This is a genomic window from Bifidobacterium sp. ESL0827, from assembly GCF_052606685.1.
The window spans coordinates 1609715-1624201 of sequence record NZ_CP199597.1 but is presented as its reverse complement, the minus strand read 5'-3'; the positions used below and the strand labels follow the sequence as shown (position 1 = coordinate 1624201).

7 protein-coding genes and 1 CRISPR repeat array (1 of these 8 running past the window's edge) are annotated in these 14487 nt (G+C 56.1%); of the genes, 4 read left to right on the top strand and 3 right to left on the bottom strand.

From position 1 onward, the window contains the following. Positions 1-1788: a CRISPR direct-repeat array (repeat unit 28 nt; unit sequence GTGCTCCCCGCATCCGCGGGGATGATCC) (it extends 4653 nt beyond the left edge of the window). 214 nt (positions 1789-2002) lie between these two features. Then, positions 2003-2719: a hypothetical protein gene (locus ACUIAI_RS06615; protein ID WP_445341915.1), complete on the top strand. Its 717-nt coding sequence runs from the start codon at positions 2003-2005 to the stop codon at positions 2717-2719. 1211 nt (positions 2720-3930) lie between these two features. Here the strand turns inward: ACUIAI_RS06615 and ACUIAI_RS06610 are convergent. Genes ACUIAI_RS06610 through ACUIAI_RS06600 form a run of 3 tightly spaced genes read right to left on the bottom strand, consistent with a single transcriptional unit; the run spans position 3931 to position 9157 of the window. Continuing rightward, complete coding sequence (locus ACUIAI_RS06610) at positions 3931-6552, bottom strand: family 78 glycoside hydrolase catalytic domain (RefSeq protein ID WP_445341914.1); 2622 nt, start codon at positions 6550-6552, stop codon at positions 3931-3933. A gap of 53 nt (positions 6553-6605) precedes the next feature. After that, complete coding sequence (locus ACUIAI_RS06605; RefSeq protein ID WP_445341913.1) at positions 6606-7895, bottom strand: MFS transporter; 1290 nt, start codon at positions 7893-7895, stop codon at positions 6606-6608. A 2-nt stretch (positions 7896-7897) separates the two neighbouring features. Next, positions 7898-9157, bottom strand: a complete 1260-nt coding sequence (locus ACUIAI_RS06600) for an MFS transporter (protein WP_445341912.1) — start codon at positions 9155-9157, stop codon at positions 7898-7900. Between the two features lie 384 nt (positions 9158-9541). Between ACUIAI_RS06600 and ACUIAI_RS06595 the strand changes: the two genes are divergently transcribed. The 3 genes from ACUIAI_RS06595 to ACUIAI_RS06585 all read left to right on the top strand — a co-directional run bounded on the left by ACUIAI_RS06595 (position 9542) and on the right by ACUIAI_RS06585 (position 14456). Then, positions 9542-10636, top strand: a complete 1095-nt coding sequence (locus ACUIAI_RS06595; RefSeq protein WP_445341911.1) for a LacI family DNA-binding transcriptional regulator — start codon at positions 9542-9544, stop codon at positions 10634-10636. A 545-nt stretch (positions 10637-11181) separates the two neighbouring features. Next, a complete protein-coding gene (gene rpsO, locus ACUIAI_RS06590) occupies positions 11182-11451 on the top strand; it encodes a 30S ribosomal protein S15 (protein WP_024626835.1) in 270 nt (89 codons plus the stop codon). A 251-nt stretch (positions 11452-11702) separates the two neighbouring features. Then, complete coding sequence (locus ACUIAI_RS06585) at positions 11703-14456, top strand: polyribonucleotide nucleotidyltransferase (protein WP_445341910.1); 2754 nt, start codon at positions 11703-11705, stop codon at positions 14454-14456. Positions 14457-14487 lie beyond the last annotated feature (31 nt).

Below are 14487 nucleotides of genomic sequence, written 5' to 3'. Positions count from 1 at the left end.
GCGGGGATGATCCCTGGCGTATCTGCTCACCCTACAAGGTCATCAAGTGCTCCCCGCATCCGCGGGGATGATCTGCCGCTCAAACACAACGTAGATGGAATGCTGAGGTGCTCCCCGCATCCGCGGGGATGATCCTTCTGATGTCGAAGGATATTCGGCAGTTTTTCCGTGCTCCCCGCATCCGCGGGGATGATCCTTTATTGCCAAACCATACTGCAAAGGGTGCAGTGTGCTCCCCGCATCCGCGGGGATGATCCGATCGATGATATCGCCGTCCAATTGATCGAACCGTGCTCCCCGCATCCGCGGGGATGATCCGCGATTCGGGGGTTGATATCCGACTGCCAGATTGTGCTCCCCGCATCCGCGGGGATGATCCTTTAGATACAGCATTCCATACGTTATTCCACACGTGCTCCCCGCATCCGCGGGGATGATCCCGCCGGTTGCGTCAGCATTGGACTCTATGTTTAGTGCTCCCCGCATCCGCGGGGATGATCCTTTTCTGTTCCATATTGTGGCTCCTTGAATTGAGGCTCGTGCTCCCCGCATCCGCGGGGATGATCCTTCGGTTTCCTCAAAGTCGAATGCGAATGCGAAGTGCTCCCCGCATCCGCGGGGATGATCCTCAACTCGCCGCCTTGAGTCCTGGCGAGTATGTGTGCTCCCCGCATTCGCGGGGATGATCCCGCAACATCACCATCCAGCCCACTGATAATCCTGTGCTCCCCGCATCCGCGGGGATGATCCTCCCTGGCAGCACTGTCACGATGGCGAGTTGGCGTGCTCCCCGCATCCGCGGGGATGATCCCTAGCTCTCCATTAACTTAGTTTACAAATGTAAGTGCTCCCCGCATCCGCGGGGATGATCCACGTTCCACTTCCGATATAGACCATTTGGACAGGTGCTCCCCGCATTCGCGGGGATGATCCTGAAGTGTATGACGCGAAAGTATCGGCAGAGAAGTGCTCCCCGCATCCGCGGGGATGATCCCAGATCCAAAGATCCATCAGTTTCCTCCGGCCAGTGCTCCCCGCATCCGCGGGGATGATCCCACCAACAAACCTACGATACTTACTATCAGCTCGTGCTCCCCGCATCCGCGGGGATGATCCTTTGCGTGACAGCCATTCCTTCTTGATGGTCTTGTGCTCCCCGCATCCGCGGGGATGATCCCAGACCCCCGCGTATCAGGCACGCATTCCGGCGGTGCTCCCCGCATCCGCGGGGATGATCCTCACACATCCAATGCGTCTAGCCCAATAGCATAGTGCTCCCCGCATCCGCGGGGATGATCCCAAGGTGGCGGGCGCTGTCGGCCTGGACCTGAAGTGCTCCCCGCATCCGCGGGGATGATCCCGCCACCGGTACGAATACGAGTTCTACGGACTTGTGCTCCCCGCATCCGCGGGGATGATCCGCTTTGGATCCCCAAGGAGTGGCGTGCGAGTTTGTGCTCCCCGCATCCGCGGGGATGATCCTGGACAGCTTATCACGCCAGGCGTGATACAGACGTGCTCCCCGCATCCGCGGGGATGATCCCACTTGGTGCAAGCAAATGGTATCCAGGATCAGGTGCTCTCCGTATCCGCGGGGATGATCCCATGTCGCCAGCCACATCGGAAAATTCCACTATGTGCTCCCCGCATCCGCGGGGATGATCCCTACACCCGTATCATGCTTTTCAAGCAGACTCACGTGCTCCCCGCATCCGCAAGGATGATCCGCAAGCCGAAGCTGACCCCTATCTGGCTGCCCTGTGCTCCCCGCATCCGCGGGGGTGATCCTAAGTCTGATGCATTTTCGGCCGCAGAGATGAAATGCTCCGTGCTTTCACGGTAATGAACTATATCGCTTGCAGAATGCCCTCCATTTATCCGCAATTGCCTAGATGCCGAGTGTTTTTCGTGTCCTTTCTCGTTCCTAGGCGCGGGTGCGCCGCCCGGTATAAGCTTGTAGACGGTGTGTCCACGGGTAGCGGACTTGGAGGTGTGGTCGCCGATGGAGCAATTCGACGATGCGGATAGTGCAGAATCCGGCAGAAGTGATGCAGCCGGTTCTGCATCCGTGCCATCGCACCCGGATGATGCGATAGCTGTGAACAAGGTTTCGGCCCACCCTGAAGCGACTATTCCGGATTCGGAATACTCGCTGGCTGAGATCGAGCAGCGACGTGCCCGCCCGGTCCGTTGGGTCGTCTTCGCGCTGGCGGTCCTCTTGGCCATCGTCATTCCCTATGGATACGGGCGCTCGCTGGCCATCAACCACACCCAGGGCGTACTCCACTATGTCTCGGTCCTGGACCCGCGTGGCATAGCCTTGATCGCCTGGACGGTGACCGTGCTGACCTTTATGGGTATCGGCATGTCCATCATCGAGTCGTCCTCCTGGTTCTGGCGGGTGGTCTTCGTGCTGGGCCTTGCTGCCGAACAGCTGATTGCCGGCCTCTGCCTGCTCAAGATGAACTTCTGGTACAGCACTTTCGTGGTTTACCAGCATCAGGCCATCCTTGCCAACGCGGCCAACCTGGGCATCATTGCCGCCGGCCTAGGCGTGGCGGTCTTTGCGATCGTCTTCGTGGCCATCTTGGTCTGTGTGCGCAAGGATTCCCCCTGGAACACGCTGACCCACAGTTGGTCCGCTCTCTCCTTATTCTTCATCATCGAGCTGGCGGCTATCGCCATTGTCCTCTTCGGAGGTCTGATTACCGCGGCATGAGCTGATTGCCGCGTCTGCCAAGGAGAGATCTTTTTCTGCAACTTTCGGCGGTGCTGTGCAAACACACAGCCATACGAGCAGGCAGTCACATCCAATAAGATTCGTGTTTCCTGCCATCCCGGGCATTGGTGCCATGTTTGTTACTTGTCGCTGGGCGGGATGAGCGGAGGTGGGGACATTTTGGTGAAAAGCGTGCAAGGTAGGTGAAGCGGATCTTAGGATTTTGTGGAAAAGATTCTCTGAGGCCGCTCCTTTGACTATTACCCCTACTCTCCCGGTCTTGATGCTGGGAGGGTCCTGCACTATCCTCTAAACTTCACACGAGGTTTTGTCTGGATGGGCACTGGTCATGATTTCCTCGTATGGCTTTCGGTCAATGACATCAAGGCCAGAAGCAGCCGCTCCTTCGGTTCAATTGTTTATTATGTGACTGGCTGCTTGTGGCTATTCCGGTATCCAGAAAACGTGGAATCAGCCCAATATTATGGTTTGTTGCTTGATTGAAGTCTCATTGATTGTCAACTCATTCGGGTGGTTCTGACGGATCAGATTCAGATGCCAAATGCACCCATGCGGCTGTTCTGAGAGCTGGCGACGAAATAACCGAACATGAGTGAGCGGGGTGAGAGCAATCCTGTCCAGAATCCGACGGGTTGCAGGCAAAAGACCGTGGTCGCCGGCATAAACGGCGTGAAGCAACCTGCCAGTTGCAACCCTGTACGTACCGAAACAGTCCCAGGAACGCCTGCCCCTGGCGAAAGAAAACGAACCAAAATTACACCCGTCGGTGCGGACGATCGGGAAGGAAAAGGTTCTGAACGTAGTGAGGTAAGTACTGGGAGAAGGATTCAGATTTCTCTATGGTCGGGACGATTTCCCTCGTGATAGCCCCGCTGTTCGTGCGAGTTTCGACCCGAAAGGTAGACCGATCTGTTCCATGAGAATTGATTAAAGGGTGCGGGTTAGCCTAACTCTTACCTTTTTAACCGTAGTATGAGGGCTTTCGCAGGTGTGGCGCAGGACAAGCAATTGTGAACGGCGGCGAAATCATCTATGAGTCAGTAAAGCTGCCAGGTGTTATAGAGCTACGCAGCTGAATATGCGCATGCTGCATTTTCGCATGCAAGCTGGTAGGCGCAAGTGGCTTCCCCGCCAATGAGCAACGGTCGGGGCAGCCACTTGATGAATGCAAGATCAGCGTTCAAACCTTATCAAAGGGAGTATTGACGTTGGTACTCGCCACCCTTAAGCCATTCCTGCCGGGTGTCAGGCAGGTCCAGACAAGCTGTAGTCCCATAAGGCACGTGCAGGGAAAGATGCATGCAATGCGAGTCTGAATCAATATCCCAGGCAATTGATATCAATCCGTAAGGTGTCAGATGCTTGGCGGAAGCGTGTGTGATCCCCCCACCCGGTCGCGGAGCGACTTTGATCGTTTTCCAACCGGGGCTCATAGGGGATATGCCCGCAATCGTTGAATAAGCCCAATTATTCACAGATCCCAGAGCATAGTGATTGAACGAGGTCATGCCCCCTGGGTTTAAGCTGCCATCGGGTTCCATGGAATCCCAGCGTTCCCAGGTTGTGGTTGCGCCCATCGACACCTGATAGAGCCAACTTGGGCATTTGGTCGACAAAAAAAGACCGTAAGCTTCATCCAAGTGTCCTGATTTGGCCAGGGCAGGGAGAATGTAAGCGGTGCCGGCGAATCCTGTACCAATCTTCCAATCAGACGAGCGGACCAATTCAGCCAGCCTGTTGCCAAAGCCCTCCATCAAAGTCTTGTCGGGAACCAGGTCGAACATGATGGACAAGGTATAGGCACACTGGGTGTCGGAGGTCATTCTTCCATTTGCTGCAACGAACCGTTTCCCATACCCTGCTCTTGAGACCTCGGCGAAATGGCTGAACCGTTTCCGATCATCGTCATTGCCAAGAACGACGGCCATTTGCGCAAGAAGATCGCAGCTGTGGATATAGAAGGCAGTAGCGACCAATTCCTTTGCGGTCATGGCTTGGTCGGGAGATTCCGGCGGGGCTGTGGGATCGAGCCAATCACCCAACTGCCCAAGAGCATATTCGGGTCGCCTGTCCCAAACGCCATCTGGCGACAAGTAGCCATGCACCTCGTTCACCCAGGTGACCGCGGCAGGATATTGCTCTTGCAGGGCATCCTTATCAGCAGTGGCCATATATAAGGCCCAAGGCACCAGTACTGCTGCGTCCCCCCAGATGGCAATGGCCTGCGGATCCGACCAGATCCCCATGGGGACATAGGGTATATAAAATGGAACTGTTCCATTCTTCTTCTGCTCGAATGCCAGGTCGCGCAGCCAGTTGCGAAGGAAACCAGCCGCGTTGTACAGGTAAAGGGCCGTTGGCGAAAAAACAGCGATATCGGCCGTCCAACCCACACGCTCATCCCGCTGGGGGCAATCCGTCGGAATCGACATGAAATTGGATCTCAGAGCCCAGACTGTGTTCTCACTGAGTTTATTGACCATTTCGTTGGACGTGTCAAACCATCCAATTCTTTCCATGGCTGTGTGGTAGACAGTGCACTTGATATCCTCATGTGTCAGTGTGTCCTGCCATCCCCTCACCAGTGCATAACGGAATCCGTGCATGTCGAATTCCGGTTCCCACCAGCCGTCTTTTCCGTTGGATATGTACGTATCCAACTGGTGGCCTCTTTTGAGGATGGTAGTAACGAGATTGCCTTCCTTGTCCAGTACCTCGGCATGTTGTACGGATATCTCTTGGCCTGCCTTCAACCCGTGCATGTGCAGCTTCAGACGTTGGGACGCATTCTGACCCGTATCAATCAACCAGGTTCCCGGTTCCACGCCAGCCGTCACATGTATGGTCCTGTCTTCTTGGATCTTATCCGGCTGGATTGAGCGCATGACGGGGAATTCGATTTTATGCTCGTCGAAAGGTATTTCCGCCACGGGTTGCCAAGAACTGTCGTCAAAGCCTGGCCTGTCCCAGCCAGGCATCTCTTTCCGCGCATCATAGGTTTCACCCTCGTAGATGTTTGATCTTACAATGGGTCCCAGTGTTGTCTTCCATTGTTCATCTGAAGAGTTCGAATATAGGGATTGACGCTCGCCATTGGCGTAGGTGACTTCCAATTGCGCAAAAGCGCCAATCTTGTCGCCCCATACATTAGCTTCACCGCCATCGAATCCGACTCTGCCCCTATACCAGCCATCCGCAAGTAGGAGCCCCAGTGCGTTGGCGCCTTCGTGAATCAGATCCAATACATCATAGGTCCAGCACTCCAAGCGATTGTCATAGCTTGTCCACCCTGGGTTCAGTTGGTCGACACCCACACGGTGACCGTTGATTCTGGCTGATACCAGTCCCAAGGCGGTCAGGTACAATCTGGCGAGAACAGGCTTCTCCCTGATTGTAAATTCTGTTCGCACCAGTGGCTGCGGGCGATGATCTGTTCCCGCTTCGGGCCAGGAAGGTCCAACGAAATCAGCTACGCGCTGATGTGGCATTAAGAGGCCGACGTCGAAGAATAAGGGACGCGACCATTCGCTGGTCTCTTTGTCGGTCTTCACTCGGACAAAGACATTGACCAGTTCTCGTGAATCCAAAGGCTCGAACTGCCAGGGCAGGAGAATGTTCTGGGAAGAATCCACGCTTATTGTGCTTTCGTTGGCGCCGTGACGCGGTTTGCGGCGTTCGACGCGGATTTCGGCTTTTGCGTTTTCCGGAACAGGACTGTTATATTCCCAGGATAAGCGGGGTGTTGGCGTACCAATTCCCAATACATCACCAGAGAACTGCTCAACACGCACGCGTACAGGTGCCTGAATCATATCGATGCCTTTCTTACGTAAATATGTCAATGACGTTGATGGTCAAGCTTCCACTAAGAGTTGTCTTGGTTCAGAACCGGATCCGGTATTCGATAGGCCTGAATGAATTTCAATGTGACCAGGGCCGTAATCAGGCTCAAAACAAGGAACAGCACTAGAAGCCATAGGAGCAGGGTCGGGGAAAAGGCCATGATGGTCGGAGTGACAAAGCCGAACAGGGCTGTGAAAAAGCGGACGATGGCGTAAGTGAAGCCGGTTGCAGTTGCTCGAGCATTCGATGGGAAAAACTGCTGACTCCAAATTTTATAAACTGATTCTCCATGCAGACAGTTTGTGGCGCTGAACACGAAGTAGCAAATGGTGAATACGAGCCATTGGCCGCCGACGAATGCCGAAACCACAAAAGCCGCGATCCCGCAGGTGACCCCGAAGAACAGGACAGTATACCGATACTTGGTATCAGCGAGTTTCATGAAAACACAATATGTGGCTATCAGCGTGAGTATATTGGCGATCAACCCGCACGCTGTTGCAAAGGCCTGCGACTTTCCGCCAATTTCGACCATATAGTATGTCTGGAATGATCCCCAGGTGTTCGCTGGCAGGTTCCACATGAGGTAATAGAACGTGAGCAAAAGCATGGGAATCAAGTACCTTGATTTATGCACTAACTCCGAAAGCGGGTAGGCGCCCGAAGCTGATTGGTCAGGTTGCTTGGCTTGAATCGCAGAGTTTTCATGATAGAGATCGTTCTCAACGCGTTTGAACGATTTGCTGGCCACTCTGACGAGCCAGGTAACAAGGGCAACTAGAGCGATGAAGCCAAAAAGGACAATGATACCGTCCGACCCCATGCCTGAAACACCTAGCCCTATGGCTTGCGAAACTATGATGCCACCTATCCAGAATAATTCCGTACTGGAAACAATCCTTCCTTGCACGTCCTTTGGAACACGCTCAGAAATGACAGCAAGAGATGTTGGCAGATCGGCGCCTGAAGCCAGCCCGCATATGATCAGTGCGCAAATGAGGACTGTTTGATTGGGGGCAAAAGCTGCCATCAGGGCACCGACAACCACAAAGAGGATATCCAGGTTGAACACCGAAACCCTGCCGAATATGTCAGACAGGCGTCCGCCGAAGAACGAGCCAACAGCCACGGCGAGTGTCAGCATTGTACTCACTGCACCGGTCCACCAGGTCGACAGGCCTATACTTTGCGTCCACAATGGCAAGGCGATGCCGGTGCTGACCAGGATTGCTGCATCAAGGTAGGAGGCCATTCCCGCATTGGCGCTCAATAGCCAATAACGGCGGTCGAGGCGAGAAGAGTTCTTCGCCATGTTCAGGCCTCGCCATGCTCATGGGTGGCGGCCATGTATTCCTCATCGGTGCCATATCGATGCTGGAAGGAAATCATGAGGCAGCCAGCTATGAATTCAATAACGATTACAAGAAGGAAGCACCACATGGTAGTGCGGATCGTGCCGGGAAGCACCAGCAGCGGAGTGACGAAGGCAAAAAGGGCACAGACCAGTCTGGAAGTTCCATTGATAAAGCCTTGGATGCTGGACCGGATTTCGATCGGGAAGGACTCCTGCGTCCAAACCTTGTACAAGGCTTCACCAGCAAGAGGTGTACCGATGTTCTGGATTGCGGTTGCTCCGACTATGACCCATAGGTTGGTGCCGCCCAAGGCCATGCAGAGCATGGCGATGAATGAAAAGATCATGCCGACGACAAAGGCTTTGTTCCGGTATTTACCTCCTGCAATAGAAGCAAAAATCATGCTGACGATCACGGTCATCACATTGAGGGCTACGCCTAGGCCTGTGGCAAGCGACTGAGAGGCGTTTGCCTTTACAAACATGAAGGTTTGAAACTGACCCCAGGTATTGGCTAGCAGGTTCCATCCCAAATAAAACACCATGATGGCGGCCAGATATCGCAGAAGGACCTGTCGGCGTGGACCGAAGAGCACCTTGATAACCGAGACCTTCTGAGCGGCTGCAGATTCTGTGCCAGCCTGCTCGGCATCGCGCTTTTCGGCGGCTTCGTGGAAGCTGCGGAAAGAGGGGGACAGAAGTCTCCAGAGCCAGGCGACCAAGGCTAAGACGGCCAATACGGCAAAGACCACTCGACCGCCCATGTCTCCTTGCATGCGGGATAGGCCAAAGGCGAAAAGGGAAGCGATAAGAATGCCCAGCTGCCAGAATATCTGTGTGGTGGAAACGAGCCGGGCCGCTATGGAATCGGTAGGGGCATCATGCGAAACCACTGTCATGGAAACTGGCAGATCGGCGCCTGAAGCCACTCCCACAACGGCAACGCCGAGCGTTAGAGCGACGAAATTCGGAGCTAGGGCACATGCGACTGCGCCGATGGCATAGACAAGATTAATCCAGTTGAAAACCCTTACGCGGCCAATCGTGTCGGCTAATCGTCCTCCAAAGAAAGAACCGAAGGCGATGGCAAAGGTTAGAATGCCCGACACTATGCCAACCTGTCCATTGTTCAGTCCCATTCCTGTCTGCCAAACAGTAATAGTCGACGAAAGCCCTACTATGACGCCGGAACCCAAGAGGGAGCCTATGCCTGCCGCCATGGCAAGTGGCATATAGACGCCCAATCCTTTTGTGGGCTCATTGCTTGAAGCACACATCGTTGTTCCTTTCAGTCCATCTCTCGACAGCGAGGATGCTGCTACTGCTGCATACCCTCGTCAACGGCCGATCTGCAGCCGTTGACGGTTCCATGGAGTGAACCTCCATACGGAGGAAGCTTACTGCTTTTGATTTTGAATTTCAAATTAGAAAACTGTATATTCTGAAATTCAATTTGCAGTTTATGATGTACGTGGTATGACAGGGCCTGTAGTTCTGGCAGCGAGATATGTGCCACATTCTCGTCGGCCTTCTAGGTCAGTTGCCAGTAGTATTCGTTGCAATATCGCCGCTCAGTGTCCGGACGGTTTAATAGAGTGACGATAATGAGCGATAACAACCACGACGAAAACAGGCCGGTTGCTCGAAAGGCCAAAGGCGACGCAGGGGAGAAGCACCGTATCGGCATAAGCGATGTTGCCAAGCTGTCGGGGGTGTCTATCGGTACGGTCTCCAATTATTTGAATTATCCTGATAGGGTATCGGATAAATTGAAATTCAAAATTCAAGAGGCTATTGAGTCCCTTGGATATGTCCGCATGCCCAGACAGCACTCCAACTTTGGCACTGTGCCCTACCCCATCATCGGTTTTGTGATTACTGATGTGGAGAATTCCGTCTTTATCTCTGCTCTCGAGGGGGTACAAGAGGTATGCGATGAAGAAGACATGCAGGTCATAGCTGTAAATGCCATGTCTGACAAGGAACGGCAAACGAGCTTGGTCAGGATGCTCTGTCAAATGAAGCTTCAGGGGATATTGCTCAGTTCGGTATTCGATTCACAGGATGACATAGCGTTCGCCAGGGCTGCGGGCATTCCCGTTGTCATGATCGATCATCTCAACCCTGCGATTGCCGATAACAGTTGCTCCATACTCAAGAACGATGAAGCAGCTTGCCAGCTGGCGGTCCATGAACTCATCGGCACAGGATGCAAAAGACTGGTTTTCGCCTACCATGCGGCTGATGTCTTCCAACCTATTCATAACCGGCTGCTCGGTTTCGAAGACGTTGCTTCCAAAGATGGAGAGATCAGCTTTCAAAGCGTAGATTCTGCAGGGAATTCCTTTGAGGATGGCCTCGAATTGGGCAACTCGATTGCTGCGATGCCGCCGGAACAGCGTCCTGACGGTATGATCGCCGCCACAGACACGCTTGCTGCCGGCTTGCTCAGTGCTCTTCAGCATAATGATCTGCGAATCCCCCAGGATGTCTCCGTCATCGGTCTCGAAGGAGACACGATGGACAGCATTTCACCTATGCCGATGACCGTCGTTGAATCTCCTGGAGTTGAAATGGGGAGGCAGGCCATGCAACAGTTGGTGGACGAGATCACGAATCCAAAGGGCCATATCCACACAACCCAGTTGCTTATGCCTAGGCTGGTCCGTCGTTCTTCCACACGTAAACCCGCCATATAAGATTCGTATCCGGCAATGATCACCGTATTTTCAGCGACATCGGCACATGAGGTCATGTCGTTTGTTTTCAGGCCGCTTTGCAGGAAGCATGACTATCTTCAACTTGGCAGTGTATGAAAACCTGAGGCGTGAATCACCCTCAGCCATTCGATAAGCACGGCCTTGGTCTTACGCCATCTTGATGGTGAGACCCGAGGTTATGGATAACTCTATATGGCCAGTGTGTGCATGGTTCAATCTGTGGCATGGCATTGTAATGGCGAGCTGGGTGTTCTGCGCATGCGGCCTATTCGCCTGGTATCACAGCTTGGCAAACATAATGGCAAGCGTGCTGATGCCTGCCCGGACGATATGGATAGTCGAATGGATATCAGATAATGCGGAACCCCACAAGACTCGGTTCCGTCCTTGGCCTATCCCTCAATTCCCGCCCTCGGTCCCATCGCTGTGTATAATGGATTTTTGGCGTGTTTCGCCCGCGGATCGAGAGCGCTTCAGCATAGGGCTGGTGCACCGCGTAACGGAAGAATGCAAGAGGAGGAGCCGTGGCTCTTACGAGTGAGCAGAAGCAGGCAATCGTCAAGGAATACGCGACCCACGAGGGCGACACCGGTTCCCCCGAGGTCCAGGTAGCTCTTCTGAGCAAGCGAATCTCCGACCTGACAGAGCACCTCAAGCAGCATCAGCACGACCATCATTCACGTCGCGGTCTGCTGCTCATGGTCGGTCATCGTCGCCGGTTGCTGGATTACCTCAAGAAGGTGGACATCAATCGCTACCGTTCCCTGGTGGAGCGTCTTGGACTGCGCCACTGATTATGCATGCTTTCGCCCGGGCCTAGCGCTCGGGCGCTTTTGCATGACTGAACCAGGTACCGTCGATCCCGGGATGGGGTTGCAGAAGATGGTGCCGAATTGAAATGCAAGGCTGGTCCGCAAGGAATGAAAATCGCCGGACATGGGGTTCGGCAGGACCAGACCGAAGTACAAGGATCTCCGGCGGTTAAGTGACGCCGAGCATCCTGACATCAGGTAGTAAACAAGCAGTAAATAAAAGGAGGAACCCTATGGAGGGTCCCGAAATCACGGCTGTAGAAGCCACGATCGATAACGGATCATATGGCAAGCGCACGTTGCGCTTCGAGACGGGTCGTCTCGCCCAGCAGGCGGATGGGGCAGTAGCCGCCTATCTTGATGACGATTCCATGGTGCTGTCCACCACCACCGCCGGGTCCAGCCCCAAGGAGAACTACGACTTCTTCCCGCTGACCGTCGATGTGGAAGAGAAGATGTATGCCGCGGGCAAGATTCCCGGCTCCTTCTTCCGTCGCGAGGGTCGGCCCTCAAACGAGGCCATCCTGGCCTGCCGGCTGATTGATCGCCCCCTGCGCCCTCTCTTCCCGCACACCCTGCGCAACGAGGTCCAGGTCGTGGAGACCATCCTGGCCGTCAACCCCGAGGATGCCTACGATGTGCTGGCCCTGAACGCGGCCTCCGCATCCACCTTGATCTCCGGTCTGCCCTTCGAGGGTCCGGTCTCGGGTCTGCGCCTGGCCCTGATCGATGGCCAGTGGGTGGCCTTCCCGCGCTGGAGCGAGCGCGAGCGCGCCGTTTTCGAGCTGGTCGTGGCCGGTCGTGTGGTCGAGGGCGGGGACGTCGCCATCGCCATGATCGAGGCCGGTGCCGGCAAGAACGCCTGGAGCCTGATTTATGACGAGGGCCAGATCAAGCCCGACGAAGAGGTTGTCGCCCAGGGTCTTGAGGCTGCCAAGCCCTTCATCAAGGTTCTGTGCGAGGCCCAGAGTGAGCTCAAGGCCAAGGCCGCCAAGCCCACCAAGGACTTCCAGCTCTTCCCCGAGTACACTGACGAGCTTTATGCTCGCATCGATCAGGTGGCTCATGCCGACCTGGACCAGGCCCTGTCCATCGCGGAGAAGCTGCCCCGCCAGGACCGAATCCACGAGATCAAGGAGAAGGTCCGCGAGGCTCTGGCCGACGAGTTCACCGACATGGACGAGGCCGAGAAGGACAAGGAGCTGGGCAACGCCTTCAAGGAGCTCCAGCGCCAGATTGTCCGCCGCCGCATCCTGACCCAGGACTACCGCATTGATGGCCGTGGCCTGCGCGACATCCGCACCCTGTCCGCTGAGGTGGACGTGGTGCCCCGTGTGCACGGTTCCGCCCTCTTCCAGCGCGGCGAGACCCAGGTGCTGGGCGTTACGACCCTGAACATGCTGAAGATGGAGCAGACCATCGACGCCCTGTCCGGCCCCACCACCAAGCGTTACATGCACAACTACGAGATGCCGCCCTATTCGACCGGCGAGACTGGCCGCGTGGGTTCGCCCAAGCGCCGCGAGGTGGGCCATGGCAACCTGGCCGAGCGCGCTCTGATCCCGGTTCTGCCCAGCCGCGAGGAGTTCCCCTACGCTATCCGTCAGGTCTCCGAGGCCATCGGCTCCAACGGGTCCACCTCCATGGGCTCCGTCTGCGCCTCCACCCTGTCCCTGCTGGCTGCCGGCGTGCCCCTGAAGGCCCCTGTAGCGGGCATCGCCATGGGCTTGGTCACGGGCGAGGTCGACGGTCGGCCCACCTACAAGACCCTGACTGACATTCTGGGTGCCGAGGATGCCTTCGGCGATATGGACTTCAAGGTGGCCGGCACCTCCGAGTTCATCACCTCCCTGCAGCTGGACACCAAGCTGGACGGCATTCCCGCCGACATCCTGGCCGCCGCCTTGCAGCAGGCCAAGGAAGCCCGGGCCACCATCCTGGATGTCATCAACGAGTGCATCGACGGACCCGCCGAGATGAGCCCCTATGCGCCGCGCATCATCACCACCCAGGTTCCTGTTGACAAGATCGGCGAGGTCATCGGCCCCAAGGGCAAGATGATCAACCAGATCCAGGAGGACACCGGCGCCGATGTCTCCATCGAGGATGACGGCACGGTCTACATCGCCTCCGAGGGCGGCGAGGCTGCAGCCAAGGCCAAGGAGGTCATCGACCAGATCGCCAACCCGCACGTGCCCGAGGCGGGGGAGACCTTCAACGGCAAGGTGGTCAAGATCACCAGCTTCGGGGCTTTCGTCAACCTGACACCGGGCACCGACGGACTTCTGCACATCTCGCAGATTCGCAACCTGGCCAACGGCGAGCGCATCGACTCCGTGGAGGACGTCCTCAAGGAGGGCGACACCGTCGAGGTCATCGTCCAGGGTGTGGATGACCGCGGCAAGATCTCTCTGGCCATCCCCGGCTTCGAGGATCAGGAGTCCGCAGGAGTCCGTGATCGCGGAGGCCGCACAGACCGTCGTGACCGTGGCGGTGATCGTCGCGATCGCAGTGGTCGTGGCGACCGTGATCATCGTGATCGCCGTAGCCGTTCCTCCGAGCGCGAGGATCGGTATGAGGCACCGCGCCGCTCTCGCTCAGATCATGATGATCGCTACTACGACGACGAGGACCAGGAGGATCGTCCCCGGCACCGTCGTCAGAGCCGCGACCGTGACTATGAGGATGACGGAGACTGGTTCGAGGACGAGGACCGTGGCTCCCGTCGGGATCGTCGTCGGGTCTCCCGCGACGATGACGAGGATCGTGGTGGCCGTGGCCGTGGCGAGCGTCGCGGCCGCAGTGATCGCGGCGGGCGTCATGAGCGTCGCTCTTCCGGGCGTGGGGGCTATCGTGGCCGCAGGGAGAACCCGCGCTATGCCGCCGACGAGCACTATGACGAGTACCGGGCCGACCGGGAGGAGCGCTCAGAGCGTCCCCGTCGCCGCGTGCGCAGGGACTTCGATCCCTTCGACAGTGAGGACTGATTCCCGCTGATGACAGGACCCCGTTCTAATG